The sequence below is a fragment of the Terrimonas ferruginea DSM 30193 genome (assembly GCF_000425585.1).
GTDB classification, from domain to species: Bacteria; Bacteroidota; Bacteroidia; order Chitinophagales; family Chitinophagaceae; genus Terrimonas; species Terrimonas ferruginea.
Genome location: NZ_KE384399.1, coordinates 180180 through 206244, shown reverse-complemented (window position 1 = coordinate 206244; position 26065 = coordinate 180180). Strand labels below are relative to the sequence as shown.

General features: G+C 48.8%; 26 protein-coding genes and 1 tRNA gene. 9 read left to right on the top strand and 18 right to left on the bottom strand.

From position 1 onward, the window contains the following. Positions 1-109 precede the first annotated feature (109 nt). Genes H608_RS0115365 through H608_RS0115355 form a run of 3 tightly spaced genes read right to left on the bottom strand, consistent with a single transcriptional unit; the run spans position 110 to position 3668 of the window. Positions 110-1363, bottom strand: coding sequence for an MFS transporter (locus tag H608_RS0115365; RefSeq protein ID WP_155990199.1), 1254 nt, complete (start codon positions 1361-1363; stop codon positions 110-112). 5 nt (positions 1364-1368) lie between these two features. Further along, positions 1369-2136, bottom strand: coding sequence for a DedA family protein (locus H608_RS22575; RefSeq protein ID WP_051268369.1), 768 nt, complete (start codon positions 2134-2136; stop codon positions 1369-1371). 44 nt (positions 2137-2180) lie between these two features. Continuing rightward, positions 2181-3668 carry a dicarboxylate/amino acid:cation symporter gene (locus H608_RS0115355; RefSeq protein WP_028788453.1) on the bottom strand — a complete coding sequence of 496 codons (1488 nt, stop codon included), beginning with the start codon at positions 3666-3668 and terminating at the stop codon, positions 2181-2183. 180 nt (positions 3669-3848) lie between these two features. On the opposite strand from H608_RS0115355, the gene H608_RS0115350 reads away from it, so the two are divergent. The 4 genes from H608_RS0115350 to H608_RS0115335 all read left to right on the top strand — a co-directional run bounded on the left by H608_RS0115350 (position 3849) and on the right by H608_RS0115335 (position 7275). After that, a complete protein-coding gene (locus tag H608_RS0115350) occupies positions 3849-5495 on the top strand; it encodes an amino acid permease (protein ID WP_028788452.1) in 1647 nt (548 codons plus the stop codon). Positions 5496-5586: 91 nt separating this feature from the next. Next, positions 5587-5907, top strand: coding sequence for a YbjQ family protein (locus tag H608_RS0115345; RefSeq protein ID WP_028788451.1), 321 nt, complete (start codon positions 5587-5589; stop codon positions 5905-5907). Positions 5908-6093: 186 nt separating this feature from the next. Continuing rightward, positions 6094-6816 (top strand): YebC/PmpR family DNA-binding transcriptional regulator, encoded by a 723-nt coding sequence (locus tag H608_RS0115340; protein WP_028788450.1) that lies wholly within the window; start codon positions 6094-6096, stop codon positions 6814-6816. Positions 6817-6882: 66 nt separating this feature from the next. Further along, the gene (locus H608_RS0115335; protein WP_028788449.1) at positions 6883-7275 is read left to right on the top strand and encodes a thiol-disulfide oxidoreductase DCC family protein; all 393 of its coding nucleotides are present in this window, start codon (positions 6883-6885) and stop codon (positions 7273-7275) included. On the opposite strand, the gene H608_RS0115330 is transcribed toward H608_RS0115335, so the two are convergent. Genes H608_RS0115330 through H608_RS0115320 form a run of 3 tightly spaced genes read right to left on the bottom strand, consistent with a single transcriptional unit; the run spans position 7276 to position 11097 of the window. After that, positions 7276-8061, bottom strand: coding sequence for a PhzF family phenazine biosynthesis protein (locus tag H608_RS0115330; protein ID WP_028788448.1), 786 nt, complete (start codon positions 8059-8061; stop codon positions 7276-7278). After that, complete coding sequence (locus tag H608_RS0115325; protein ID WP_028788447.1) at positions 8058-8684, bottom strand: trimeric intracellular cation channel family protein; 627 nt, start codon at positions 8682-8684, stop codon at positions 8058-8060. The genes H608_RS0115330 and H608_RS0115325 overlap by 4 nt, the downstream gene beginning before the upstream one ends. Before the next feature lie 19 nt (positions 8685-8703). Further along, positions 8704-11097 (bottom strand): alpha-ketoacid dehydrogenase subunit alpha/beta, encoded by a 2394-nt coding sequence (locus tag H608_RS0115320; RefSeq protein WP_028788446.1) that lies wholly within the window; start codon positions 11095-11097, stop codon positions 8704-8706. Positions 11098-11274: 177 nt separating this feature from the next. Here H608_RS0115320 and H608_RS22570 point away from each other — a divergent pair, with 177 nt between their 5' ends. The 3 genes from H608_RS22570 to H608_RS0115300 all read left to right on the top strand — a co-directional run bounded on the left by H608_RS22570 (position 11275) and on the right by H608_RS0115300 (position 12750). Next, a complete protein-coding gene (locus H608_RS22570; protein ID WP_081658913.1) occupies positions 11275-11727 on the top strand; it encodes a DUF1573 domain-containing protein in 453 nt (150 codons plus the stop codon). Between the two features lie 10 nt (positions 11728-11737). Further along, on the top strand, positions 11738-12157 hold the full coding sequence (locus tag H608_RS0115310; protein WP_028788445.1) for a DUF1573 domain-containing protein: 420 nt from the start codon (positions 11738-11740) through the stop codon (positions 12155-12157). Between the two features lie 383 nt (positions 12158-12540). Then, the gene (locus tag H608_RS0115300; protein ID WP_155990198.1) at positions 12541-12750 is read left to right on the top strand and encodes a hypothetical protein; all 210 of its coding nucleotides are present in this window, start codon (positions 12541-12543) and stop codon (positions 12748-12750) included. Between the two features lie 276 nt (positions 12751-13026). Here the strand turns inward: H608_RS0115300 and H608_RS0115290 are convergent. Then, positions 13027-13100, bottom strand: a tRNA-Met gene (locus tag H608_RS0115290). 86 nt (positions 13101-13186) lie between these two features. Then, positions 13187-14416 carry a pyridoxal phosphate-dependent aminotransferase gene (locus H608_RS22565; RefSeq protein WP_038008661.1) on the bottom strand — a complete coding sequence of 410 codons (1230 nt, stop codon included), beginning with the start codon at positions 14414-14416 and terminating at the stop codon, positions 13187-13189. A 219-nt stretch (positions 14417-14635) separates the two neighbouring features. Here H608_RS22565 and H608_RS0115280 point away from each other — a divergent pair, with 219 nt between their 5' ends. Then, a complete protein-coding gene (locus H608_RS0115280; RefSeq protein WP_028788442.1) occupies positions 14636-15505 on the top strand; it encodes a sigma-70 family RNA polymerase sigma factor in 870 nt (289 codons plus the stop codon). Here the strand turns inward: H608_RS0115280 and H608_RS0115275 are convergent, their stop codons facing one another. The 6 genes from H608_RS0115275 to H608_RS24445 form a co-directional block, all read right to left on the bottom strand. After that, on the bottom strand, positions 15506-17566 hold the full coding sequence (locus H608_RS0115275; RefSeq protein WP_028788441.1) for an alpha-ketoacid dehydrogenase subunit alpha/beta: 2061 nt from the start codon (positions 17564-17566) through the stop codon (positions 15506-15508). 69 nt (positions 17567-17635) lie between these two features. Next, positions 17636-18247: a fumarylacetoacetate hydrolase family protein gene (locus tag H608_RS0115270; RefSeq protein ID WP_028788440.1), complete on the bottom strand. Its 612-nt coding sequence runs from the start codon at positions 18245-18247 to the stop codon at positions 17636-17638. Positions 18248-18387: 140 nt separating this feature from the next. Continuing rightward, on the bottom strand, positions 18388-18963 hold the full coding sequence (gene pth / locus H608_RS0115265) for an aminoacyl-tRNA hydrolase (RefSeq protein WP_028788439.1): 576 nt from the start codon (positions 18961-18963) through the stop codon (positions 18388-18390). 98 nt (positions 18964-19061) lie between these two features. Next, the gene (locus tag H608_RS0115260) at positions 19062-19646 is read right to left on the bottom strand and encodes a 50S ribosomal protein L25 (RefSeq protein ID WP_028788438.1); all 585 of its coding nucleotides are present in this window, start codon (positions 19644-19646) and stop codon (positions 19062-19064) included. A 65-nt stretch (positions 19647-19711) separates the two neighbouring features. After that, a complete protein-coding gene (locus H608_RS0115255; RefSeq protein ID WP_028788437.1) occupies positions 19712-20665 on the bottom strand; it encodes a ribose-phosphate diphosphokinase in 954 nt (317 codons plus the stop codon). A 98-nt stretch (positions 20666-20763) separates the two neighbouring features. Continuing rightward, positions 20764-20991, bottom strand: coding sequence for a hypothetical protein (locus H608_RS24445; protein ID WP_155990197.1), 228 nt, complete (start codon positions 20989-20991; stop codon positions 20764-20766). A 94-nt stretch (positions 20992-21085) separates the two neighbouring features. On the opposite strand from H608_RS24445, the gene radC reads away from it, so the two are divergent. Then, on the top strand, positions 21086-21784 hold the full coding sequence (gene radC / locus H608_RS0115240; RefSeq protein ID WP_028788435.1) for a RadC family protein: 699 nt from the start codon (positions 21086-21088) through the stop codon (positions 21782-21784). Positions 21785-21884: 100 nt separating this feature from the next. Here the strand turns inward: radC and H608_RS0115235 are convergent, their stop codons facing one another. The 4 genes from H608_RS0115235 to H608_RS0115215 form a co-directional block, all read right to left on the bottom strand. After that, positions 21885-22196 carry a DUF3467 domain-containing protein gene (locus H608_RS0115235; protein ID WP_028788434.1) on the bottom strand — a complete coding sequence of 104 codons (312 nt, stop codon included), beginning with the start codon at positions 22194-22196 and terminating at the stop codon, positions 21885-21887. Positions 22197-22262: 66 nt separating this feature from the next. Continuing rightward, on the bottom strand, positions 22263-22970 hold the full coding sequence (locus tag H608_RS0115230; RefSeq protein WP_028788433.1) for a hypothetical protein: 708 nt from the start codon (positions 22968-22970) through the stop codon (positions 22263-22265). 243 nt (positions 22971-23213) lie between these two features. Beyond that, positions 23214-25196 (bottom strand): ComEA family DNA-binding protein, encoded by a 1983-nt coding sequence (locus H608_RS0115220; RefSeq protein ID WP_028788432.1) that lies wholly within the window; start codon positions 25194-25196, stop codon positions 23214-23216. Continuing rightward, complete coding sequence (locus H608_RS0115215) at positions 25193-26014, bottom strand: hypothetical protein (protein ID WP_028788431.1); 822 nt, start codon at positions 26012-26014, stop codon at positions 25193-25195. Before H608_RS0115215 ends, H608_RS0115220 begins: the two co-directional genes overlap by 4 nt. Positions 26015-26065 lie beyond the last annotated feature (51 nt).

Here is a 26065-nt window from a genome sequence, read left to right as displayed (position 1 = left end):
GAATGGTGAATAGGTGAATAAGTCAATAAGTGATTGTGCTCCCTGAGCCTTACACCCTACAACTTAAGCCTTAAGCCTCACTTACCACTTATTACTTATTACGGCTGTTTCACTCCTCCACATAATTCAGATCCTTATGAAACGTCTCCTCCGTAAAATATGCCGCCACCAGGGTTATACTCATTACCAGCACTCCCGTGGTAATAGCACTGTTGATCACCGACCAGCCCCAACTCTTCTGCAGCACATCGAGATAAAGCATATTGATCAGCGGTAATGCACCACGTACCATATTGGGAATACTAGTAGCCGCTGTCGCGCGGAGATTGGTACCAAATTGTTCCGCTCCCATCGTAACAAAAATTGCCCAGAAGCCCGTACTGAAACCAAGCATCGCGCAGGCCAGGTACATCGTGGAGTCTGATCGGACAGCACCGCTGAAAAAGAAAATGCCGGATAGAATCGTGAACAAATAAAACAGGTACAAGGCTTTTTTCCTGCTTTTAAAATATTGACTCACCAGCCCTACCAGGATATCGCCCACCGCAATAGCAGCATAGGCGTACATGATAGCACGACCTGAGTCCACTTTGTTATCACCATAAAAAGCTTTTGCAAAAATATTACTGAAGTTGACCAATACGCCAATCACAAACCATGTCGGCAACCCGATCAGTATCGCGAGAATGTATTTCCGGAAACGATGCTTATTCTGAAAAAACATGAGCAGGTTGCCACGCTTCACATTCGTTTGTTTTACCTGGTGAAACATACCACTCTCCGCCACACTGATACGCAATAATAATAAACCAACGCCCAGCCCTCCGCCTATCTTGTAACACAAACGCCAGTCCTGCGTATATTGAAAGGTAAAATAGGCAAACACGGCTCCGAACAAGCCGATCCCCGCCACCAGCGACGTGCCAATGCCTCTTTTATTTTTGGGTAATAATTCACTGACCAACGTGATGCCTGCACCGAGTTCGCCTGCCAGGCCAATACCGGCCGCAAAACGTGCCCACGCATATTGATCAGTGTTTTGCACAAAGCCGGTCAGAAAATTAGCGATAGAGTATAATACGATAGAACCAAACAAGACTGAAAGCCGTCCTCTTTTATCGCCCATAATGCCCCAGCAGATCCCTCCTATCAGCAACCCTACCATCTGCCAGTTGATGATCTTGGCACTTGCGGCCTGCACCGCTTTTAAATCATCCATCGGCACACCCAGATCGCGGAGACTCGGGCCACGTACGATGGTAAATAAAAGCAGATCGTAGATATCTACAAGATAGCCCAGTGCCGCCACTACAACGGCAATGTTGAAGACAGAAGTTTTGTTAGAAGGGGCAAGCGGTTGCATAGTTATCAGGAGGCTTTGTCGGTATCCGGCGTTTCAGGTGCCGGAGGAACAGGCGGATCGATCTTCTTCTTCCCTCCAAACAATTTGATCAGTACCGGCGCTGTGGTAATGAGTACAATACCGATGATAATGATCTCCAGGTGTTCTTTCAGATCAAAGCCGAAGGAAGAAAGTATCCATTTCTGCAGGAAGTGTCCCGCAAAGACCATACTGAATACCCAGGCCAGACAACCAACGATATTATAAAACATGAACTTCTTACGTTCCATTTTTACAATGCCTGCAATGATCGGTGCAAAGGTTCTGATGAAGGGAAGGAAACGCGCAACGATAATCGCTCCGCCGCCGTTCTTTTCATAAAAGTCGTGCGCCTGGTGCAGATACCTGCGTTTGAAAAAGAAGTTTTCCCGCCAGGTATACATGGAAGGGCCGACTTTGCGTCCCGTCCAGTAACCCACGGCATTTCCTACAATGCCACACAAAGAGATCAATCCCCACAATACAAAAAGGTCAACCCATTCATTGTGCACGTTGCCCATGCCCACATGCTTCAGGAACTGGTGCGTCAATCCGGGTTCTCCGTTGTCCAGTTTATGTGCATAGATACCGGCAACAAAAAGCAGCGTATCACCGGGCAGAAAGAAGCCGGCAAATAATCCGGTTTCGGCAAACACCACAAAAAGCAGGAGCCACAACCCTCCGTTCTCAACATACCATTGAGGTTGCAACAATTGTGTCCAGTGAAATCCTGCATCGAGCAATAAATGAAACATTCTTTAAACTTTTAATTCGGAAGTTTTAGGGATAGTAGTTTGATTTAGCCAACAATCGCATCGGCTTTTTGTTCATCGAAGGCGAGGGCTTTTTCATCATCGAACTCTCCTTCCCAGCGTGCGATTACGCAACTGGCAAGTGTATTTCCGATCACATTCACAGATGTACGGGCCATGTCCATCAGCTCGTCGATACCGTAGATCGCCATGATCGGCCAAATGGGAAATTTGAATGAATCGGCTGTGGCAATCAGGATCACGAGCGATGCCCGCGGCACAGCCGCCACCCCTTTGCTGGTAAGCATGAGGGTCAGGCCGATCAGTAATTGTTCGCCAATCGAAAGATCGATACCTGCCGCCTGCGCCACAAAGATGGATGCAAGGGAAAGATATAAAGTAGTACCGTCGAGGTTAAACGTATAGCCGGTAGGAATAACAAATGAAACGATCTTACGCGGCACACCAAATTTTTCCATATTCTCCAACGCCTTGGGCAATGCCGAATCGGAACTGGTGGTGGCAAAGGCTATCGACACCGGCTCGCGGATGGCTTTGATGAATTGTTTGATCGGAATGCGGGCAATGAACAGAGCAACCGGTAAAAGCACGAGTAATATAAAAGCAAACAAGGCCAGGTAAAGCGTAACCAACAGCAAAGCCAGGTTCTTCAGCACATCAATACCAAGGTGGCCAACCGTTACGGCAATAGCGGCTCCAACCCCAAACGGAGCGAAATACATGATGATGTTTGTAAACTTGAACATCGTTTCCGCCAGGCTTTCGGTAAAATCCAGCATTGGCTGTTTCCGTTTTTCCGACAGCAGGGCCAGTGCAATACCAAAGATGACACTGAATACCACGATCGGCAGCACGTTGCCTTCGTAAATAGACTTGATAATATTTTCAGGGAAAATATCAATGATATGATCCTGCCATCCTTTGCCGGGAGCATCGGGCAGCCGGTCGATCAGGCGCGGCGGTACATCAATGCCCGCACTGTCGAGGATAGAGATCATTTTTTGCTGCAATTGTTTCTCCGAAGATTTTGGCAACTCCAGTTTTTCGGGCACCACGATGCCATCACCGGCGCGCGTTACGTTGATAAACACCAGACCTATCACCAACGCGAGTGTGGTAACAATTTCAAAGTACACGAGCGATTTCCACCCCATGCGCCCTACCTGCTTTAGATTGGAATGACTGGCTATGCCCACCACCAGGGTGGCAAATAATAACGGCGCTACGATGGTCTTTACCAGTCGCAGGAATATTTTACTGAGGAATTGCAGGTTTTGAGAAAAATCGCGGAAGTCCAACCCTATTTCAATGCCGATGGCCATGGCCACCAGGATCCAGGTAGTAAGCGATTTTTTATATAAGGCAAAAACGACGAGGCTGGCAACAACCACCCACCGCGAAGCCATCGCAACAGTTGGTGAAATGGCAGCCCACTTATAGAGGTATACCAAATGCAGCAGGGCCACAAGCGTAAAAAGCGCGAGAGAAAGCAGGCCGGCGATGCGTTTGTTCATAATATCAAACTAAGTAGGGTTTCAAAACTAGGGGATTCGGGTGAAATAAAGCCAAAAAACGAACTTAATCACAAGACAAGCAAAAGTTTGTAAAACTTTTGTCTGCCATTTGACAGAAATCACTATTTTTCAGGCTGTTTTTGATAAAACTGCATATTCTCAAATACAATCAAAGCACTTATGAGTTTATTTGTCCGAAAGCCTATCGGCTCACTGCTTAATGAAGCTGGGGAAACGGGAAGTCACACACTTAAACGTACCCTGGGAGCCTGGGGGCTGGTTGCGCTTGGTATCGGAGCCATTATCGGCGCAGGCCTTTTCTCGATTACCGGCATGGCGGCAGCGAATCACGCTGGTCCTGCCATTACCATTTCCTTTATTGTTGCGGCCCTGGGATGTCTTTTCGCAGGGCTTTGTTATGCCGAGTTTGCGTCCATGATCCCCGTTGCGGGTAGTGCGTATACTTATTCGTATGCCACCATGGGCGAGTTCATCGCCTGGATCATCGGATGGGACCTGGTACTGGAATACGCCGTAGGTGCCGCCACGGTTGGCATCAGCTGGAGCCGTTACCTCGTTAAATTCCTCGAAGGATTCGACGTACATCTTCCCCACGACCTTACCGTTGGCCCCTGGGACGGAGGTATTGTAAACCTGCCTGCCGTATTTATCATTGTACTGATGAGCCTGCTGCTGATCAAAGGCACCAAGGAAAGCGCCTTTGTCAATGCCATCATCGTGGCACTGAAAATTGCGGTAGTGCTGATTTTCATCATTCTCGGCTGGAAATACATCAACACCGCCAACTACAACCCTTACATCCCCGACAACACCGGTAAATTCGGCGACTTTGGTTTCAGCGGTATCATCCGTGCTGCGGCCATTGTATTCTTTGCCTATATCGGTTTCGATGCGGTGAGTACGGCCGCGCAGGAAGCCAAAAATCCCAAGCGCGATATGCCGATCGGTATTCTCGGCTCACTGGCTATCTGTACATTACTCTACATCCTCTTTGCCCACGTAATGACGGGTGTAACCAATTACACCACCTTCGCCGGCAAAGATGGAATCGCTCCTGTTGCACTTGCTATCGAAAAAATGGGTACGCCGGATGCAACGGGCATGGTACAACCCGATTATCCCTGGCTGAACCGCGCCATCGTGGTGGCGATCCTGGCAGGTTACGCATCGGTAATCCTTGTAATGCTCATGGGTCAGAGCCGCGTATTCTTCAGCATGAGTAAAGACGGACTGATCCCCAGAATATTCTCTACTGTAAACCCCGTTACACAAACACCGGCCAAGAGCAACCTGCTGTTCATGCTTTTCGTAAGCTTGTTCGCGGCATTCGTACCGGCTCGTGTGGTTGGGGAAATGACCAGTATCGGCACCTTGTTCGCATTCATCCTGGTATGTATCGGTGTATGGGTCATGCGCCGTAAAATGCCGGAAATCCCCCGCTCATTCCGTACACCGCTGGTACCGCTGGTTCCCATCCTCGGCATCTTTGTATGCCTGTTCATGATGGTGTTCCTGCCAATGGATACCTGGATCCGCCTGCTGGTATGGATGCTGATCGGTATGGACATTTACCTCGCTTATGGCGCTAAGAACAGCCACCTCGGCAATGGCACCACGCAGCGTAAGGGCATGAAAATGGCACACATCGTCGGCATCGGCCTCAGCCTGTTGCTGGTAGTGGCGGGTTTCCTTCACCAATACACGGTAGGATTTGAAACTGACCATACACTGTTGTATATCTCTATCATCTTTGCGGCCGTCCACCTCGTGTTGTTCGGCGCCAGAATAGGCAAAGTGACAAAATAACCACCGTTCAACAACGGAAAAAAGCGTCCATCACGGACGCTTTTTTTATTCTCCCGATTGACCAGTAATTTTAACTTACAATCAAAAAAACATGATCCAGACAACAACCGGCAACATTGAAGGCAGAACCATCGAACAATACATGGGCGTGATCTCTGCCGAAGTGATCATCGGTGCCAACGTAATCAAAGATTTCATGGGCGGCCTGCGCGACTTTTTCGGCGGGCGCAGCAACACCTATGAAAGAGTATTCGAGGAAGCACGCAATACCGCACTCAGCGAGCTGTCACAGAAGGCCCAGCAAATGGGTGCCAATGCGGTAGTAGGCGTAAAACTAGACTTTGAAACCGTCGGCCACGGCGGCAGCATGATGATGGTAATAGCCAGCGGCACAGCAGTTCGTTACAGCTGATGCGCGAAAAAGCACTTGTTTTTAGTACATTTGCGCCCGTGAAGAGGCCTGAAGAGGTGGAAGGTGTAGGGTTTAAGGTTATAAGCGGAGCTAGTTATTGACGATTCACGATTCACCATTGACGATTCACCATTGACCATTGACTATTCACACTTTTGACTTTTGAATTTTTACTTTTGAATTACTATGGGACGCATATTTGAAGTACGTAAAGCCACCATGTTTGCCCGCTGGGACCGGATGGCAAAACAATTTACCCGGATCGGTAAAGAAATCGTGATCGCCGTAAAAGCCGGCGGCACTGACCCCAACAGCAACGCCGCTCTCCGCCGTTGCATCCAGAACGCACGCAGCGTCGGCATGCCGAAAGACCGCGTGGAAGCCGCTATCAAACGTGCACAGGGTAAAGAACTCATTAACTACGACGAAATCCTCTACGAAGGATATGCGCCACACGGTGTAGCCATCCTCGTGGAAACCGCTACCGACAACCACGTGCGTACCGTTGCCAACGTTAAAAGCCATTTCACCAAAGGCCACGGCGCCATGGGCAACAGCGGCAGCGTATCCTTTCAGTTTAAAAAAATGGGGGTATTCAAACTGAAACCCGAAGGATTGAACACAGACGATCTCGAACTGGAACTCATCGATTTCGGCCTGGAAGAACTGGGCGAAGGCACCGGCGAAAACGGTGAAGACATCCTGATCATCCGCGTGGGCTTTACCGACTTCGGCAATATGCAGAAAGCGCTGGAAGAAAAAGGCCTCACGCCTATCAGCGCAGAAGTAGAATGGATTCCCTCCACCACAGTCCCTGTTTCCGACGAACAGGCTGAAGATGTGAGTAAACTAATCGAACGCCTCGAACAGGACGACGACGTACAAAAGGTATTTCATAACATGGGCTGATCCCAGTTATTCACGTATAGAAATGCACTCCGGATGGGGTGCTTTTTTTTGTCCTAACTTTGCCGCATGAAACCCGTTATACTATTCGACGGCGTTTGCAACTATTGCAATTTCATGGTCAACTTCGCCATCCGCCATGATAAGAAAGCGCGTTTGCAATTTGCACCGCTTCAATCTGACACCGGCAAAGCCCTGCTTCAACAATACCAGCTTCCGCCAGATACCGACAGCGTAGTTTTTATTGACCAGGGAAAAGCCATGCTGCACTCAGACGCCGCGCTGGGCATAGCACGTTACCTCGACTGGCCCGCTAAAATCCTTTACGGGTTCATCATCATTCCGCGTTTCATCCGCAATCCTTTTTATAAATGGATCGCGAAAAACCGCTATCGTTTTTTTGGAAAAAAAGAAACTTGTATGATACCTACGCCCGACGTCAAAAGCAGGTTTCTTGACTGATCAGAGTGTGATCTCTCCCTTCATATAAAAAACACAATGACCCCCAAGCGATACACGACCGGCTAATTGCTCAACCACCAATTCGCCGCCGCGATGGGAAAGCTGCGCCGCCTTCATTTTTTTCTTTCCAAGTTTATCGCTCCAGAACGGGATCAATTGCGCATGCGCAGAACCTGTAACCGGATCTTCATTCACCCCTACGCCGGGCGCAAAGAAACGTGACACGAAATCATGCTCCCTGCCCGGTGCCGTAATGATTATTTTCAGACCTGTTGCTTTGATGCGCGTGAAATCAGGATCCGCGTTGCGCACATCATTTTCGGTTGGCAATTCAACCAACAAATCCCTGTATTGATAAACGCCCACTATTTCCTTTACGCCCAACATCTCCGCGAGGCCATCCGGCATTTCCTCCAGGCGCTCGGGCTTCCAGGAAGGAAAATCCATTTTGATCAGCCCGTCCTGTTCGCGTGTAACCGTAAGCGGACCACTCTGCGAATGAAAGATGATCTGCGGCCTGTTGTAACCCAATAGTTCATACAACACATAAGCGCTCGCCAGCGTGGCATGTCCGCATAAGTTGATTTCCGCTTCAGGAGTGAACCAGCGTATCTCGTAATCATTTCCCGAAGGGACAAAAAAAACAGTCTCGGAAAGATTATTCTCCAAAGCAAGTTGCTGCATCAATGCTTCATCGATCCATTCATTCAGCGGGATAACGGCTGCAGGATTGCCTTTGAATACTTTTTGGGTAAACGCATCTACCTGGTAAAGAGTAAGCTTCATACGTTGTGTTTGTCGGGATAAAAGCGGGGAAGCGATAACTTAAACCGGAAGGCCACTACCCGCACCGTAAAAATAAACAATATGCAAAGTATCCTGCTGATAAGCGGCTCGAGTACGGTAAGATGAAGGATAAAGTATAAAATGCCGCCGGCGATACAAGCCATTGCATAGATTTCCCGGCGAAAAAGTAGGGGTACATTGTTCAGCAACACATCCCTGATCACCCCACCGAAACAGGCCGTGATTGTACCCAATGCGATACAGGCACCCACACCTAATTCTTTGGTGAGTCCCATTTCAATACCGATTACGGTAAACAGGCCAAGTCCTAATGCATCGAAGAGGAATAAGGTGGTGGTGAGTTGACGCAGGTAACGCCCAAACAGCATAGCGGCTATCGCGGCAAAGAAAATCACCAGCGCTGCCGTTTCATTTTGCAACCAGCTCACCGGCATTTGTCCGATCATGATATCGCGGAGGGTACCTCCACCAATAGCCGTTACGAAAGCGAGCACCAGCACGCCGAACGGATCCAGCTTTTTTTGCATGGCCAGGAATGCTCCCGACACGGCAAAAGCAAAAGTGCCCAGGATATCGATCAGGGTTAGAAAATTGGTTGGCATGATATAGACAGCTATCCTTTTATTCGGCCATCATCTGCCGGATCACATCTTCGATCTCTTCCGCATTGGGTTTGCTGAAGTAATCGCCATCACTTCCGTATGCGGGACGATGCGCTTTTCCGGTAATCGTACGCGGCGACACATCGAGGTAGCGATAACCTCCCTGCTCTTCCATCACCTTGTTAAACATGTAAGCCGCTGCACCGCCCGGTACATCTTCGTCAACAAAAACGATACGGTTGGTTTTCTTCAGCGATTCCAGGATCACATGATTGATGTCGAAAGGCAATAAGGTCTGCACATCCACAATCTCGCAACTGATGCCTTGTTGTTCAAGACTGACAACCGCTTCCTGCACGATACGTAAGGTAGAACCATAACCAACAATGGTAATGTCGGTTCCTTCTTTGAGTATTTCCGGAATACCGAGCGGCACGGTATATTCGGTCAGATTGGCCGGCACTTTTTCCTTGAGACGATAGCCATTGAGACATTCGATCACAATCGCCGGGTCATTTGCTTTCAGCAATGTATTGTACATACCTGCAGCCTGCGCCATGTTGCGCGGCACACATACATGCATTCCGCGAAGCGAGTTAATGATCATACCCATGGGCGAACCGCTGTGCCAGATCCCTTCAAGACGGTGACCGCGTGTACGTACGATCAGCGGGCAGCTTTGCTGACCAGCCGTGCGGTAATGCAGCGTAGCCACATCATCACTCAGCGGTTGCAGACCATATAAAAGATAATCGAGGTACTGAATTTCGGCGATCGGGCGCAGGCCGCGCAAGGCAAGACCGATACCTTGCCCCATGATCGTGAGTTCGCGAATGCCCGTATCAAAAATGCGGTCTTTGCCGTGTTTTTCCTGCAGACCTGCAAAGCCCTGGTTTACGTCTCCGATCTGTCCAAGGTCTTCACCGAATGCGAGTACTTTACTGTTTTCCGCAAACAGTTGATCGAAATAACGGTTGAGCAACTCGTAGCCATTCAGCAAAGGCATTTCATTGTCGAAACGCGCCTTTACTTCTTTCACTTTGAGTGCGCTCTTTTCACCTTCGTTGTAAAGTTGGGAATTATAATAACGCGCATTCTCTTTGCGTAATTCTTCGTAATAATCGCGGGTCCAGAAAGCGCTGTCGTGTGCGCCGGCGATCTGCAAAGCATTGTGCAGGGCTTTCATCACGGAGCGGCGCAGCGGTTCGCGGTTGGCCTGCAAACCGGCAACGATCTTTTTAAGTCCCGTTGCCTGATCGGGTAAGGCATTAGCCATCGCCGCGATCAGTTCAGTGGCGCGGTTCACCTGTGCTTTAACAGGTGTCAGGAAATTTTCCCATGCGCTGTTCTTGCTATCTTTTACAAAATTCTTGGCCTCCGCTTCAATGCGCTCCAGTTCCTCGTTATCGGAAAGTGCATTGGCCACCACCCATTCTTTCATTTTGCGCAAGCCGTCCCACTCGCGCTCCCAATCGAGACGTTCGGGTGTTTTATAACGTTCGTGGCTTCCGGAAGTGGAATGCCCTTGCGGTTGCGTGATCTCTTCAACGTGGAAAAGAACAGGTACGTGTGTTTCGCGGGTCAGGCGGATACCCTGTTCAAATGCCTCGCACATACCGGCATAATCCCATCCTTTCACTTTCACGATGCGGATGCCGTTGGTATCTTCTTCTTTTTCCATACCGCTGATGGCGGTGGAAATAGAACCTTTGGTTGTCTGGTATTTTTTGGGAACGGAAATGCCGTATCCATCATCCCACACAAAAACAGCGAGTGGCACCTGCAGCACGCCTGCGGCATTGATGGTTTCCCAGAAATGTCCTTCGCTGGTGGAAGCATCGCCGATGGTGCAGAAGCAGACCTCATTACCATTATCGGAAAGATGTTTCAGCGATTGCAGGGCAGGTATATGGCGAAAAGCACGGGATGCATAAGCAAGGCCGAGGGAACGCGGCATTTGTGCGGCGGTTGGTGCCATATCCGACGCAATGTTCTTACGTTCGGCCAGCGGCAGCCACTCTCCCGCTTCATCGGTCAGCGGTGTAGCAAAATGACAGTTCATCTGTCGTCCGGCGCTGAAAGGCTCATTCTCCGGATTGGGGTCGGCATATAATTGGGCAAAAAACTGTTCAACGGTAGCGAGTCCGGTTGCGAACATGAAGGTCTGATCGCGGTAATAGCCGCTGCGGAAATCGCCGGGCTGGAAAAACTTGGCCATGGCGATCTGTGCGATTTCTTTACCGTCGCCGAAAATGCCAAACTTGGCTTTACCGGTCAATACTTCTTTACGGGCAAGTAAACTTGCTTCGCGGCTAATACAAGCTACGCGATAGTCGTTGAGCACTTCTTCTCTAAACCGTTCAAACGATAGTTCGGAAGTGGCAGGCATCGTTGCTGGATTTGTATTTTCCATGCGGCAAAAATAGGGATAAAAAATAAGTGACCCCGAATACCGCAAAATCCTGCAAAACAGGGCATTCGGGTAGTGTAAAGAATCACAGAAAATGTTAAAAAAAAACCGAAATGCCTGCAACCCTCATTGGCGGGGAATCATCTTTTAACTAAATTTGACGGCTTCAAACCTCACGGTATGCAAAGAATATTTACCCTATTGCTTGTAATGCTGGCTTTCGGCGCTGCCCGGGCCCAGCAATTACCGGCTACGACTCCTCCTGCAACGCCCGAAGTATTGACTCTCAAAGAGGCCGAGCATGATTTCGGCAAAATTCCGCAGGGCAAGCCTGTTTACTACAATTTTGAAGTGGTCAACGCAGGCACCACGCCGCTTGTACTCGATGATATCCATGCGAGTTGCGGATGTACAACTCCCGAGTGGAGCCGCGACCCCATTGCTCCCGGAGCAACTGCTACCATCAGGGTTGGCTACAATGCGATGGCGGAAGGCTATTTTGAAAAGCCGATTACCATTAATGTGGCGGGGCAAATGAAACAATTGAAAATTAAAGGCACGGTATGGCGGGCGCCTGAAGGACCTGCTCCGGCCAACTCCTCTGTACAATTCTTAAAAAAACAAACGCTCTAAAAATTTCATCATGAAAAAACTGGCATTATTAACTGCAGCCTTTGTATTCAGCGTAGCCGCAATGGCGCAAAGCAAGTCTGACGACGTAGCAAAATTCAACACCGAGAAGCATGACTTCGGTAAAGTAAAGCAGAACAATCCCGCTACTTATTACTTCGAGATCAAGAACGTAGGCAACAAGCCATTGGTAGTGGAGAATGCATCTGCGAGCTGTGGTTGTACCGTTCCTGAAAAGCCGAAAGAGCCGATCATGCCTGGTAAATCTGACAAGGTGAAAGTTGTATACAATGCTGCTGCATTGGGACCTATCAATAAAGAAATCACTATCAAATTTGCGGGTATCGACCAACCTAAGGTTGTTCGTATCACAGGTGAGGTAGTAACGGCTGAAGCATTTGATGCAGCTGCCAAAGGTTCTAAGAATAAATAATCAGGTCAACTGATTTTAACCGAAGAAAGTCCCTGCAGCGATGCGGGGATTTTTTTTAATTCAAAAGCGTGAATAGGCAATGGTGAATGGTGAATGGTCAATGGTGAATAATGCTGCGCATCCCGAAGACGTCGTGGTTTCTGAAGGCTCAATGAATGAAGAAGCGGCGACCGCCTACTTAATACTTATAACTTAATACTTAAAACTGCTGTTTTCACCTTACTTCATACTCCTTACGCCTTCTACCTCCCGCCTTTTCTCCCTTTACCCGAAATGGGGAAAAAAAGCGCATGCATTATGCTTTTATGAAATCAGGTAATTGATGATCAATGGGTAAAGAATGGCCTGTAATTTTCAATAATAATTACCATAAAACGATTACCATGCATGCCATATTTCAGCCGGTAACAGGGCCGGTTAACATAAAAAAAGAAGATCTCTTCAAAACACTCCGCGAGATCGATCATGAATTCTCCTTTGCTGATTTGCGGATAACGACGATTTACCCGGAAGCGACCGAGGTCTATGCGCGCCTGGAAATGGAGGCGCTGATGATGGGAAAGGCCGGGCCGGAGATGGAGGAGAATTATTGAGTGGAAATAGAAATAACTTATTTATTAGCCTTTATCCGGCCGCCGTAAAATAAATAAAGGTTCCTCAACAAGGAGCCTTTTCTCTTGTACAGGAAAGCATCCCGATTCATTTGGATATCAGCCCACAAACAAAAAAGGTCGCCGTAAAACGACAACCTTTCTTTGGTACCGGAGAGCATCCCGTCCCGAATAGTCGGGATCGGGATTGAACTGCCGACCTTCGGGTTAATTTCCAAAAACAAAATCCCCTCCAAAAAGGAAGGGACTTTTATCTTGTACCGGAGAGCAGACTTGAACTGCCGACCTTCGGGTTATGAATCCGATGCTCTAACCAGCTGAGCTACCCCGGCATCCATCGCCAACCTCGGTTGGCGGGGTGCAAAAATAGCTATATGAAGCTGAATTCTGAAAAGATTTTTAGATTATTCCTGCTTTTTTAACCTGCCACACGCTCCGCCGCAACCACCGCCTTCTCCACACGACCAGGATACACTTCCAACGCTTTTTCCAGGCAATCCATCGCTGCATCGATCGCTTCCAGGTTCAATACATAGGCCAGGCGCACCTCATCTTTCCCCAATCCCGGAGTGCCGTAAAAGCCTGTCGCCGGCGCCAGCATCACTGTCTGGTTATTGTATACAAATTCCTCGAGCAACCACTGACAGAATTTATCACTGTCGTCAATCGGCAAACGGGCAATCGCATAAAATGCCCCGCCCGGATTGGGACAGAAAACACCGGGCATCGCATTCAGCCTGCTCACCAGCTTGTCGCGGCGACGCTGGTATTCTGCTTTGGGTTCGTCAAAATAACTATCCGGAAGGTCTACCGCTGCTTCGCCCATGATCTGCGCCAGACCCGGAGGACTCAACCTCGCCTGCGCAAACTTCATGGCAGCATCATACACCTTTTTGTTTTTGGTAACCAAAGCCCCGATACGCGCACCACAGGCACTGTATCGTTTGCTGATCGTATCCATCAGCACCACATTTTCTTCCAGCCCGTCCAGTTGCATGGCACTGATATACTCGCCATCATAACAAAACTCACGATAAGCTTCATCACTGAAAAGGTAAAGATTATGCTTCAGGCATATTTCGCGCAGCGCTTCCATTTCTTCACGGCTATATAAATAACCGGTTGGGTTGTTAGGATTGCATACCACGATCGCACGGGTGCGCGGTGTGATCACTTTTTCAAATTCAGCGATCGGGGGAAGGGCAAACCCGGTTTCGATCCGTGATGTGATCGGTACTACCGTTACACCTGCGGTGCAGGCAAAACCATTATAATTCGCATAAAACGGCTCGGGGATGATCACTTCGTCACCCGGGTTGAGGCAGGTGAAGAATCCGAAAAGGATCGCTTCCGATCCGCCGGTCGTGATCATGATCTGATCATGCGTAACCTCGATTCCTACCCTTTTATAATATTCCACCAGCTTGCGGCGATAGCTTTCATTACCCGCACTATGGCTGTATTCCAATACTTTAATGTCTGCATGTTTTACCGCATCCAGGATCGGAGCCGGTGTTTCAATATCGGGCTGACCGATATTGAGGTGATACACACGGGTACCTTTCTTCTTGGCAGCCTCGGCAAATGGCACCAGTTTCCGGATGGGCGAGGCAGGCATCTGCTGCCCGCGGTCTGAAATTGTAAGCATGCGCCAAAGGTACGCAAGCGCAGCAAGTTGCCAATAATCCGCGGGGACAGATTTTCCTTTGAATCAAAACGTGAAAAAAATAAGATTAAGTGTTTTTCTGTATTGTTTACTTGCCAAACTTCTACAAGGGTATAAGAGCTGTTTTGACAAATGAATCACATCGCGGTCTATTTCCAGCGGCTTGCCACCGCCGTTACTTTGCTGTACAAATTCAACCTTATGCGACAGCTGAAAATCTCTACCTCCATTACCAACCGCGAATCTCCCAGCCTGACCAAATACCTGCTGGAGATCGGAAAGGAAAAAATGCTCAGTACAGAAGAAGAAGTGTACCTCTCTGAACGCGTGAAAAAAGGTGACCGCCGCGCCATCGACCAATTGGTTAAGGCCAACCTCCGCTTTGTAGTGTCGGTTGCCAAACAATACCAGGGTCACGGCCTGCCCCTGCCCGACCTGATCAATGAAGGCAATATCGGCCTGCTGACAGCCGCCAGCCGCTTCGATCATACCCGCGGTTTTAAATTCATCTCTTTCGCTGTATGGTGGATCCGTCAAAATATCCTGCAGGCTATCGGTCAGCAATCACGCATGATCCGCCTGCCACAGAATAAAATTGTCCTGAAAAACCAACTCTCGAAGGCCATGGCCAGCCTCGAGCAGCAACTTGACCGTCAACCCACCGAAGACGAACTGGCCGAAGCACTCAACGCTGATACCGATGATATCAAAGAAATCCTCGGGCACAGCGAATACCACATGAGCCTCGATGCACCGTTCAGCGATGAAGAAGACGGCAGCCTCCTGGATACCCTTGAAAATACCGGATCCGAAAGCACCGACGGTGATCTCGACCACCGCGAATCACTGAAACTTGAATTGAGCCGTTCGCTAGCCTCCCTGAATGAACGCCACCAGCAAATGCTCTGTTCCTATTTTGGAATTGGAGTAGATCACCCGATGAGTTTGGAAGACCTGGGTAAGAAGTATGAAATCTCAACCGAACGTGTACGCCAGATCCGCGACAAAGCCCTGAGCCAGCTTCGCGCGAGCAAAAATCTGAATGTACTCCGCACCTTTCTGGCCGCCTGATCAATAAGCCACCAACTCTTCCAGTATTTTCTGCACCTGAACGGGACCGGGAAGCATTGCTTTCTCGAGTCCCATGTTCATGGGCACCGCCGGCAAATTAAGAGCACCAAGTACACGCACGGGCGCATCCAGGTATCGGAAGCAGGTTGACGCGATCCTTCCGGCCAGCGCCTCTGCAAATGAATTATTTTGTTGCTCTTCCGTCAGCACCAGGCATCGTCCATGACGTTTAACAGTTTCGAAGACCAGCTCTTCATCCAGCGGATAAAGCGTCCGCAGGTCGATGATCTCCACTTTTCCTCCCATTTTTTCTGCGGCTTCCAATGCCCAATACACCCCCATCCCATAAGTGATCACCGCACAGGATTCCCCCGCTTCCAGTGCCGAAGCATCCGCTTCTTTAACAACCCGTCCTTTTCCGAAGGGTAAAATATAGTCTGCATCCGGCTCCGGCGTTTTTGCGCCCTCAGTACCCGGCACTTTGCTCCAGTAAAGCCCTTTGTGCTCAAGCATGATCACCGGGTTGGGATCATAATAGGCGGCTTTCATCAGCCCCTTCATATCTGCTGCGGTAGAAGGATAAGCGATCTTGATGCCCTTGATGGAAAGTAATGTAGACTCCACCGATCCGCTGTGATAAGGCCCACCGCCACCATACGCACCCGTAGGCACCCGCAGGATCATCGATACGGGAAATTTGCCGCAACTCAGGTACGATGATTTGGCTACTTCTGTCACCAGTTGGTTAAGCGCGGGATAGATATAATCGGCAAACTGCACCTCCACGATCGGCCTCAGTCCGGTGGCACTCATACCTGCGGTCGATCCTACAATATAAGCTTCCTGTATGGCCGTGTTGAATACGCGATGGTCGCCGAATTGTTCGGCCAGGGTGGCCGCTTCGCGGAAAACGCCGCCCAGCCTGCGCCCCACATCCTGCCCGTATACAAGCGCCTCGGGATGTTGCTCCATGATTTCACGGATGGCAAATAAAGCTGCATCTACCATCACTATTTTCTCTCGCCCGGCAGGTGTACGCTCACCTTTTTCTTCGGTTACCGGTGTCGGCGCAAAAACATGCGTAGCAACGGTAGCAGGATCAGGTTCTGCAGCAGCCATTGCATCGGCAAAATCTTTTTCCACGATAATGCGGGCTTCTTCTTCGATAGCCTGCAACTCATCCTCTGTTATGCCATTTTCCAATAAATATTTTCGCAGCAACGGACCGGGATCCTGCCTGCGGTGGTTGGTGAGGTCTTCCGCTGAACGATAAAATTCGCGGCGCACGCCGGATGTATGATGCCCCAGCAAAGGAACATTGGCCTGGATGAGGAAAGGGCCTTGCCCGTTACGTACTTGTTCGCATACCTCCCCTATCACACGATACGATTCTTTGAAATCAGTACCATCTACACGCACACGTCCGAGACCGGGAAATCCTCCCGCAAACGTGTAGGCATCCATTACGCGCGCCTCCTGCGCCGTTACGCTGATGCCCCAGTTATTGTCCTGCACCAGGTAAATGATGGGCAGCTTTTTCAATACGGCAAACTGTAATGCTTCGCTCACTTCTCCCTCCGTCATGCTGGCGTCGCCGAGCGAACATACCACCAGCCCGTCCGTTTTACCTTCGTGCAAAGCCGGCATTTTATTCTGACGGCTGTACAACAAACCCTGCGCAATACCTGTGGCGGGTATCACCTGCATGCCGGTAGCACTGCTTTGATGAATGATAACAGGTTTATCAGCTGAGCGAAAATTAGGGTGGGAATAATAGGCCCTGCCCCCGGTAAAAGGGTCATCGCCTTTTGCCAGTAACTGAAGCATCAGCTCGTATGGACGAAAGCCCAAACCCAGCATAATACTCTCATCGCGGTAATACGGGCTGACAAAATCCTGCGGTTGTAAATGAAAAGCAGTTGCAAGTTGGATGGCTTCGTGACCACGGGAAGTTGAATGCACATATTTGCAAACCTGCCGGTTGGCTTCGTATGTATCGGCCATAAAACGGGCCTGCATCATCAGGTGATAGGCCTTGCGGAAAAGGGAATGATCATTCATTGGAAGAGCAAGCTGGAAAACTGCAAATTTAAGGTAAAGCCTGCCGCAAAAACCAACGTTAGTTCATGCTTATTTTACTTCGAGTTTGAATACGCTTTCTTTCTCCACAAAACCTTCGAGTTCATCGCCTACCACTACTTCGCCTACGCCGGCCGGAGTACCTGTGAAGATGACGTCACCAATGTTGAGGGAAAAATAATTGGAGATATAAGAAACCAGGCTATCGAAATCGTATAGCATATCGGCGGAATTGCCTTTTTGGACAGTTTCCTGGTTTTTATTGAGGCTGAAATCAATTTCTCTTTTGTTTTTTAGCCCGGTAACAGGCAGCCATTTACCGATCACGGCAGAGTTGTCCCATGCTTTGGCTTTTTCCCAGGGAAGGCCTTTTGCTTTGAGTTCGTTCTGGATATCACGTGCGGTAAAGTCGATGCCGGCAGAGATGGCATCGTAATATTTGCTGGCAAATTTGTCCTGAATATATTTTCCGTTCTTACAGATACGAAGCACCAACTCGCACTCGTAGTGCAGTTCGTTGGTAAACTCCGGGTAATAAAACGGTGTATGAGCCTGGAGCAAAGCGCTCTTCGGCTTCATAAAGATGACCGGCTCATCCGGGATAGCATTATTCAGTTCTTTAGCATGATCTGAATAATTTCGGCCTACACAAAAAATCTTCATAATAAAAGGTGCTTATTGGTAAAAATACTCACATACCACGGCAAAGGCGCTTTCACCTCTTCTCTTGCTAGTTCATCATTATTGCTACTGGATTTCCGGAAACAGACGGGGGCGCTAAATTAAGTAATCGCCGGGACATCTCATAATGAAAAATCCTTATGGTTTATTTCATTCATGGCGGCGGTTATGCCCCTGGTGGCAAAAGTTTCGATCGTTTCAACCGACTTCCCTATTTTATGCAGGACAAGGGGTTCCTCTTCTTTCTTCCATTTTCCCAATACAAAGTCGGCCTGCATGCCTTTGGGATAGTCGTTACCTATCCCGAAACGCAACCGTGGGTAGGCTGTCGTGCCCAGCAATTCCTGCATACTGCGAAGGCCATTATGACCGGCATCGCTGCCATCTGCCCGCAGCCGCATACGGGAGAGCGGAAGCGCCAGATCGTCCACAATGGTCAAAGTATTTTCCAACGCTATTTTTTCTTTATCCACCCAATATTTAACGGCTTTGCCGCTGAGATTCATATAAGTGGTGGGACAAATGCAGATAAATATTTTGCCTTTCCATTTTACATCGGCTACATATGCCAGCCTGTCTGACCGGAAGCTCCCGCCATGTTTCTGGACAAAAGCATTGACTACATCAAAACCTATATTGTGCCGGGTGTGGGCATATTCATTTCCGATATTGCCCAACCCGATCAGAAGAAACTTCATGGGTTAATTTTAAAAACTGAAACCGCTTGCAAGTTAATCTGGAAATCCGGCATAAAAAAACCCCGCCGGGCGGGCGGGGCTTCTTTTGCTATTGCAGCTTATTTTTTTCCTTTCTCTGCAGCGGCTTCTTCCTGCTTCAACTGGCGGGTCATCACCACAGAAGCGATAGGAATACGGGGAGAGTTCAGTACTTCGTAGTTATCAGCTTTCACATCTTCTACACGGATGTTACCGTTCAGTTCCAGGTCGTCAATAGGAACTTCGATCTGCTCCTGCAGGAACTTGGGATAGGTTTTCACTTTCAGTGACTTGAATTTAGCCACGAAACGACCACCTTCTTTCACACCTTTGGAAGTACCCACGAACTTCAGCGGAATAGTAGCGACAACTTTTTTGTCTTCTACCAGTTCCAGCAGATCGATGTGGATCAAACGGTCAGTTACTTTGTCGAACTGAAGATCTTTCAGGATCGTGCGGTAAGTTTTACCGTCAACGCTAACTTCTGCAATCTGGAAGCTGGGCGTGTATACCAGGTTTTTGAACGCAGCAGCCGGAGCAGTGAAATTCACTTCAGCCGCACCCCCATAAATTACACCAGGCACCAGATCCTGAGAGCGCAGTTGGCGGGTGGCTCCTTTGCCAAAGGCGGTCCTCAGTTGTCCTTCGATAGTAATTGTTTTCATTGTTGTTTGTTTTGCCCTGCCGTAAAAAATTACCGCAGGTTATTATAAATAAAAAAATTGCGCTGTTACAGGCTCTGGCGGCGTTGCGAATGCACAAACAGGCTGGTGATACTTTTATTTTCAAAAGCATTCCGGATAGCTACTGCAAAAAGTTCTGCTACGGAAATCACTTTGATCTTGCTGCCTTTTTCGGGCTGAACCGGAATGGTATCACACACTACCAGTTCTTCCAGGACACTGTTCTCGATATTCTCATATGCCTTGCCACTCAACACGGGGTGGGTGATCAGGGCTCTTACGCTGCGTGCTCCTTTTTCTTTGAGCAGTGCCGCGCTTTTTGCCAGTGTACCGCCGGTATCGCAGATATCGTCAATAATAACGATGTCTTTGCCGGTTACATCACCGATTACCACCATGCTGGCAATCTCGTTGGCACGTTTACGGTGCTTGTCGCAGATTACCATTTCCGCTCCGAAGTAGCTTGCTATCTCCCGGATACGGTTGGTAGCGCCCACGTCGGGGGCCGCAAAGGTAAGGTTTTCCAGCTTTAAATTCTCTACGTAGGGGATAAAAACTGCATGACTGTCGAGGTGATCCACCGGGATGTCGAAATAACCCTGAATCTGGGGAGCGTGGAGGTCCATGGTAATGACCCGATCTGCTCCGGCGGCAGTTAACATATTGGCTACCAGCTTACTACCGATGGCCACCCGGGGGCGGTCTTTCCGGTCCTGGCGGGCATAACCATAATACGGGATGACAGCGATAACCTTGTAAGCAGATGCACGGCGGGCCGCATCGATCATCAGCAGCAATTCCATAAAGTTCTCGGCCGGCGAATAGGTACTCTGTACCAGAAAAACATAATCACCGCGGACACTTTCGAGAAAACTCGGAGAAATCTCTCCGTCGCTGAAGCGCTGTACATGGACTTTTCCAGGCTGGGTTCCGTAACGTTTACAGATTTCCGCGGCCAGGTGTTGAGAGCCGGTTCCGGCAAAAATTTTGGCTGATTCCATGGGAAAACAATGTATGCGGGGTTTGCCCCTTTGGGGGGCGAAGATATTACTATCAGCCCAATCCGCCTTCCCGGATGTCCGGAAAATCAAGAAAAAGATTACCGGAGGGCAACAGCCGCAGTGCTGACCTGTAAAGGCAGATCTTTCTTGATCGTCATCGAGGGTGTTGAATGAGAAGAATTCTGGGCCTCGCCGTTTTCATCCTGAAGACTGTAGAAGATGGAGGAACAGATAAAAATAGACAGAAACAAGGCTACCACATAAACGGTAACGAAAAAAAACAGCGGGTGAAAAGCACCCATGGCGGGGAAAGCGCGATTTTTCATGATCTGGATATTTGGTTTTTCGAAAAAGGAAAATCGTGAACAATGGTGGTGTAAAGACCATTGAAAGAGTAAAAGTAGACCCTAATTTAGTTTCATGCAAGAGCAGAAATACGCAATAAAGGATTGGGCAAAAGACGACCAACCAAGAGAAAAATTACTAATGTTAGGGGCGCCGAGGCTGAGTAATGCCGAGTTGCTGGCTATTCTCATCCGTAAAGGGAACAGGCAGAAAAATGCCCTGGAACTGGCCCAGGACGTCATGCGACTGGCAAAAGACAATGTCGCCGGTCTGGGCAAGCTGACCATCAGCGACATTACCCACGCTACCGGACTGGGCCAGGTAGCGGCCATCAGCCTGATAGCCGCCCTCGAACTGGGGCGAAGGCGCCAGGTGGCAGAACTGGAACCGGGTGAAGAGAAGCCGGTAAAGAGCAGCAGGGATGCGGCGGAATGGCTGCAGATCAAGCTGAAAGACCTGACACACGAGGTGTTCGGACTGCTGCTGCTCAACCGCGCCAACAAGATCATCCGCTTCGAAATAGTCAGCGAAGGAGGCATCACCGCTACCATCGCCGACCCAAGGGTCATTTTTAAAAAGGCCTTGACAGGCAACGCCACAAGTTTGATCCTTTGTCATAATCATCCGTCCGGCAACCTAAAGCCCAGCCGGGCAGATGAAGAACTGACACAAAAGCTGGTACAGGCCGCAGGATTGCTGGATATCCGCGTACTCGATCATCTCATCGTCAGCGATTCCGGTTATTACAGCTTTGCAGATAAAGGATTGATCTGATGTGAAGAACCAGTTACATGATTACGTCTTAAAAAACACAACCCCGTCGTTTTTTGACGGGGTTGTGTTTTTATCAGTGTAATACTATCCGTAAAATTTGTCAGGCTTGTGCAGTAGGACCGCCGAAGTTCAACGGCACCTGGATTTCCTCCAGGTCTTTGATAGTGCCATTCACCGATTCATATTTATTGATATTCTCAATCATCGCTTTCATGAATCGCTTTGCATGTTGAGGCGTAAAGATGATACGGGATTTCACTTTACTTTTCGGAGTTCCGGGCATCACGTTCACAAAGTCGATTACAAATTCCGCATGCGAATGCGTAATAATTGCCAGGTTGGCATAAGTACCTTCCGCCGTTTCTTCCGAGATCTCTATGTTGAGCTGATTGGGCTGTTGCTGATCTGTCATAACATTTTTTTTCAAAGTTAGGCCAACCAGCGCGTGTTACCTAGTTTTAAACCCAACGATACGACGTTACTTTCCGTTGACGGCTGCAACAAGACTGCGCACACCCGCTTCTTTTTTAAAGTTTGTTTTTTGCTCCTCGGCAGTTTTAGCTGCTTCCGGAACACCAGACAATGCTTCTTCAATTTCCTTTTTACTCAGCTTCACTTTTTTGATTGAACCTGTTGCAGGAATATAAATATAGTAGTCTGCATCCTTCACAAATTCTTTTTTATCCGGCACACCCATTCTTTTCTGTTCTGTGATGTAACATCTGTGAAATTTCAATAAATGAACTTTTGGACCTGAAGCCAATATTTCATACAATGAGTTTGTTGTATGACCGTCAATAGCCGGATAACCGCTTTTCAATACGGTTGAAATTTTGGCACCGCCCTCAGCTATGGCCAGGTAGGCAGCAGAGTCCACATCGGGCATCACCATTTCTTTGCCATCCTGGATAAACTGCAATTCATTGTTCATGACCTCAAAACGCAACTTCACCGATTGATAGGTCTGGCCACCGCGAACTTTTACAAATCCCTCGGAATAGTCGTTGAACAAATAAGGACTTCCGTCAACATCGGTTCTATCTAATATAGTGGCAGGACGACCATTGATCATCCGGTTGAGTTCAGATACAGTAGTTGCATTATTGCTACCACCGGTACCTGTGGGGGTCTGTCCCTGCGCACACTGTACCAGGAACATGCCTGCTAATAAAAAGCCTAAACGCATGATTTAATATTTTGCTATAAATATACAAAAAAAGGACGGCCACTGCCCGCCGTGTGCGTTAATGCTTTCTATAAGTTTCCACCCCGTTATTTGCTGCCAAGAGGCCGGTGCGGTCCTTCACCAGACGTTAATCGCATCAGGCACTGCGGTTAACGCAGTCATAGCTTCTTTTTTACTCATCTTTATCTCACGCATTTGGGCTCGTAACATACCGTTCTCATAGACCCGAAAACCACCACTATATTAAAATCGACCACGGACCTGCACAGCCACCGTCACCGGAAGCGGCCCGTTCGTAATTGCGGCAACTGTTCCTGCCCGTAAATGTCCGGCGCATCTTACCGCCACCGACAACTGTTTCGTCAGGTCATAATCTGTCACTACATTCCAGCGATACCCACTTCCATATACCGCAGGGATTCCATAGTTGTAGGGAAGATCTTGTTCGTAAGCGTAGATGCGGGAGTTATACCCTTCGGTCTGATAATATTGCACACGAACGCTCAGCGACCAGGGTTTCATTTTGGGACGAAGCAACGCTTCAACAAAAACAGCATAACCCGTTTCTGCCGCCGTTCCGCCCGGATCATACCACAACATTTCCGAACGCTGACGAAGCTGTAACAGTTTATTTACCATTAACGCAAGGTGGCAACGCAGTGTATACCGCGTCAACAGCGTTCGCATTTCGGAGAATGATGTAAAATTTCTCTCAATTGTTTGTGCCCTGAACCGCAGATAATGCTCTATCCCTTTGGCAGGCGTATGCGTAAGCTGAATAAAAAAATCTTTGCCGGCAGAAGGTGCGTGAACGTTGTATTTCAACCATGGAAACCGGAAGACATCAGCATAACATTCCATCTTCCAACCAGACGAGGGTTTCAATACCACACCGCCAAATAACCCGGTTTCATTACTCACGCTGCTGCTCTCTGTAAAAGCTTGCCCGCCCGGTGCCTGGTATGCCGGAGGAATCCGTCTGTACACAAACGAAAAATCCATTTCTCTTCCTACACTGATAAGCAAGCCTTGCAACACCGCAAGATCACCCTGCGGATCCACGGCCAACTCTCCGTAATAGTGTATGTTTTTTACCGTCCCTGCATGATCAATGCTCAGATTATACCAGCGGTCTCCTGTCTGCGCGTAAAGATTGTAGGGCACATCACGTTTTTGTAATGAACGATTATACAGATGACCGATCGCATTGACCCCTATCTGTAACGAAGGCAATTGATAGCGCATTACCACACCTGCAGAAAGTTGACGGAGATTTCCCTTATTCATCAATTCCCTTGCCGTACGATGATAACCTGAAGTGATAAAGGAGGAAAACCCCATGGTATCACCGGTAATGCCTGCATCCAACGATCGCATCGATGCGAACATCGCTGCTTCACAATTTCCCTTTCTCAACACGGCTGCGGTGCCCCTCATAAACCTGCTTTCTCCTGTACCGGTATATGCACGGACTAACGCATTGCGCTTCGCCACAGGCGCTGCCGATGCCCCTTTGCCCCAACCGATACCTTGCCAATGGACCAGCCCCTGCCCCATGCTGACGGAATAGTCACCAAGTGCCAGGCCAGACAGCAGTCCGTTGCCTTTTTTAAATACATGAAAAGAATAAAAGTCGAACCCACTTTTTTGTTTTCCACGGAAAAACTGTTCGCCACTATCCTTCTCCCCTGTCAGGCCCCATTGCCATCCCGCATCGGTGTATTTGTATCTCACAAGCAATCGTAACGGACTTCCCAGGTAGGATGATTGATCTTTCCGTTGCGCATTCGTCATGGACAACGCTCCTGCCGCCTGCAACACTATCAAATGTTGTCCGGCTGTAAAAGACGGTCGCTCCAATACCGGACGCACACAGATCAACGGAAGTAGCTGCCTGATTTTTTCGCGTTCCAGACCAGGAACTGCCAGCATCTCATATACGCTGATAAAATCTCCCATCAATTGCCGGTAACGCAACACCTGCTGAATCTCTTTTTCATCCAACACCTGTAATTCGCGCCACTCCGCAGCCCCCGATGCGTTGATGTTTAACGGATGCCGCTGGTAATATTGCCACTGCAACAACAAACCATCCGCATCTGCTAACAAACTTTCATCTGCTTCGGCCATTTGTTCTAATTGATTTGACATACCAGCCGGCAGTTCCTGCCCGTAACCGATCAGACATCCACCCACCAAACATCCTGTGATCAACAACTTTTTCATTCTCCATTGGTTGGTTTTCCCTGATAAACAATTCCAACTCCCGGCGATAAACCAAGACGCATGTGATGCGACGTAAATGCATCCACCCTGCAGCCACCTTTATTCCAGGCCATACTCAATCCCCAGCTTCCACGCAAGGCAGAAAAGGAAAAACGTAAACGCAGATATTTTTTTATGCAATAATCAACTGCCGTCAACAGATCTGGCTTCATACTATTTACCGCCAGCATCACACAGCCGAATGCCGCTTCTTCCGTTACCCTGTATGACATACCCAACCTGTATACGGATCGTACCAATGCAACATTAGCTGAACCAGGCGGCACATAGGATACATAGATATCGCTGTTCACTTTCCCGGAAAGCCTGAAGAGCAGCCCGAGCATGGCATCTGCCACACCCGCACGGCCATATTCGCTTATACGCGTACGGGTGTAGCGGAATCCGACGCCGACATCTACCGTGTTACCCAAAGGCCTGCCGTATGCAAGACATGCTTGCTGCCAGTTGAACAACGCCCGACCCTGCATCCGCCATTGCAGTGCGAAACTGCCTTTTCCGGCTGGCACAATTACACCGCCGAGATAATCGGTTAATGCTGCCAGACCGAAACGTTGTTCGCCTAACACACCTGCCTGCCATCTGTCATGCCCGGCCAGTCCGGCGGGCTGCGATAAGGATGCCCATATATCCGGCCCGTCGTTGGCCATCACCACAGGAAGCGAATGCAACATCGCCGGTGGCAGCACCAATGATTGACAACGGCTTACCCAACCTGTCAGAAAAAATCCTGCGAAAAGAAATGCCCTTTTTATCATACTTATTATTTCTCCCAAAATACAGTTGGGAGGTACCGTATTCAAAATATT

Excerpts from the sequence above, each read along its gene's own strand:
- H608_RS0115220 (WP_028788432.1), bottom strand. The coding sequence starts at position 25,196 with ATGAAAAAGTTGTTGATCACAGGATGTTTGGTGGGTGGATGTCTGATC.
- H608_RS0115330 (WP_028788448.1), bottom strand. The coding sequence starts at position 8,061 with ATGAAGCTTACTCTTTACCAGGTAGATGCGTTTACCCAAAAAGTATTC.
- H608_RS0115345 (WP_028788451.1), top strand. The coding sequence starts at position 5,587 with ATGATCCAGACAACAACCGGCAACATTGAAGGCAGAACCATCGAACAA.
- H608_RS22575 (WP_051268369.1), bottom strand. The coding sequence starts at position 2,136 with ATGTTTCATTTATTGCTCGATGCAGGATTTCACTGGACACAATTGTTG.
- H608_RS0115255 (WP_028788437.1), bottom strand. The coding sequence starts at position 20,665 with ATGGAATCAGCCAAAATTTTTGCCGGAACCGGCTCTCAACACCTGGCC.
- H608_RS0115325 (WP_028788447.1), bottom strand. The coding sequence starts at position 8,684 with ATGCCAACCAATTTTCTAACCCTGATCGATATCCTGGGCACTTTTGCT.
- H608_RS0115280 (WP_028788442.1), top strand. The coding sequence starts at position 14,636 with ATGCGACAGCTGAAAATCTCTACCTCCATTACCAACCGCGAATCTCCC.
- radC (WP_028788435.1), top strand. The coding sequence starts at position 21,086 with ATGCAAGAGCAGAAATACGCAATAAAGGATTGGGCAAAAGACGACCAA.
- H608_RS0115215 (WP_028788431.1), bottom strand. The coding sequence starts at position 26,014 with ATGATAAAAAGGGCATTTCTTTTCGCAGGATTTTTTCTGACAGGTTGG.
- H608_RS0115300 (WP_155990198.1), top strand. The coding sequence starts at position 12,541 with ATGCATGCCATATTTCAGCCGGTAACAGGGCCGGTTAACATAAAAAAA.
- H608_RS0115260 (WP_028788438.1), bottom strand. The coding sequence starts at position 19,646 with ATGAAAACAATTACTATCGAAGGACAACTGAGGACCGCCTTTGGCAAA.
- H608_RS0115350 (WP_028788452.1), top strand. The coding sequence starts at position 3,849 with ATGAGTTTATTTGTCCGAAAGCCTATCGGCTCACTGCTTAATGAAGCT.
- H608_RS0115365 (WP_155990199.1), bottom strand. The coding sequence starts at position 1,363 with ATGCAACCGCTTGCCCCTTCTAACAAAACTTCTGTCTTCAACATTGCC.
- H608_RS0115335 (WP_028788449.1), top strand. The coding sequence starts at position 6,883 with ATGAAACCCGTTATACTATTCGACGGCGTTTGCAACTATTGCAATTTC.
- pth (WP_028788439.1), bottom strand. The coding sequence starts at position 18,963 with ATGAAGTTTCTTCTGATCGGGTTGGGCAATATCGGAAATGAATATGCC.
- H608_RS0115320 (WP_028788446.1), bottom strand. The coding sequence starts at position 11,097 with ATGGAAAATACAAATCCAGCAACGATGCCTGCCACTTCCGAACTATCG.
- H608_RS0115230 (WP_028788433.1), bottom strand. The coding sequence starts at position 22,970 with ATGCGTTTAGGCTTTTTATTAGCAGGCATGTTCCTGGTACAGTGTGCG.
- H608_RS22565 (WP_038008661.1), bottom strand. The coding sequence starts at position 14,416 with ATGCTTACAATTTCAGACCGCGGGCAGCAGATGCCTGCCTCGCCCATC.
- H608_RS0115270 (WP_028788440.1), bottom strand. The coding sequence starts at position 18,247 with ATGAAGATTTTTTGTGTAGGCCGAAATTATTCAGATCATGCTAAAGAA.
- H608_RS0115310 (WP_028788445.1), top strand. The coding sequence starts at position 11,738 with ATGAAAAAACTGGCATTATTAACTGCAGCCTTTGTATTCAGCGTAGCC.
- H608_RS22570 (WP_081658913.1), top strand. The coding sequence starts at position 11,275 with ATGCAAAGAATATTTACCCTATTGCTTGTAATGCTGGCTTTCGGCGCT.
- H608_RS0115340 (WP_028788450.1), top strand. The coding sequence starts at position 6,094 with ATGGGACGCATATTTGAAGTACGTAAAGCCACCATGTTTGCCCGCTGG.
- H608_RS0115275 (WP_028788441.1), bottom strand. The coding sequence starts at position 17,566 with ATGAATGATCATTCCCTTTTCCGCAAGGCCTATCACCTGATGATGCAG.
- H608_RS24445 (WP_155990197.1), bottom strand. The coding sequence starts at position 20,991 with ATGAAAAATCGCGCTTTCCCCGCCATGGGTGCTTTTCACCCGCTGTTT.
- H608_RS0115235 (WP_028788434.1), bottom strand. The coding sequence starts at position 22,196 with ATGACAGATCAGCAACAGCCCAATCAGCTCAACATAGAGATCTCGGAA.
- H608_RS0115355 (WP_028788453.1), bottom strand. The coding sequence starts at position 3,668 with ATGAACAAACGCATCGCCGGCCTGCTTTCTCTCGCGCTTTTTACGCTT.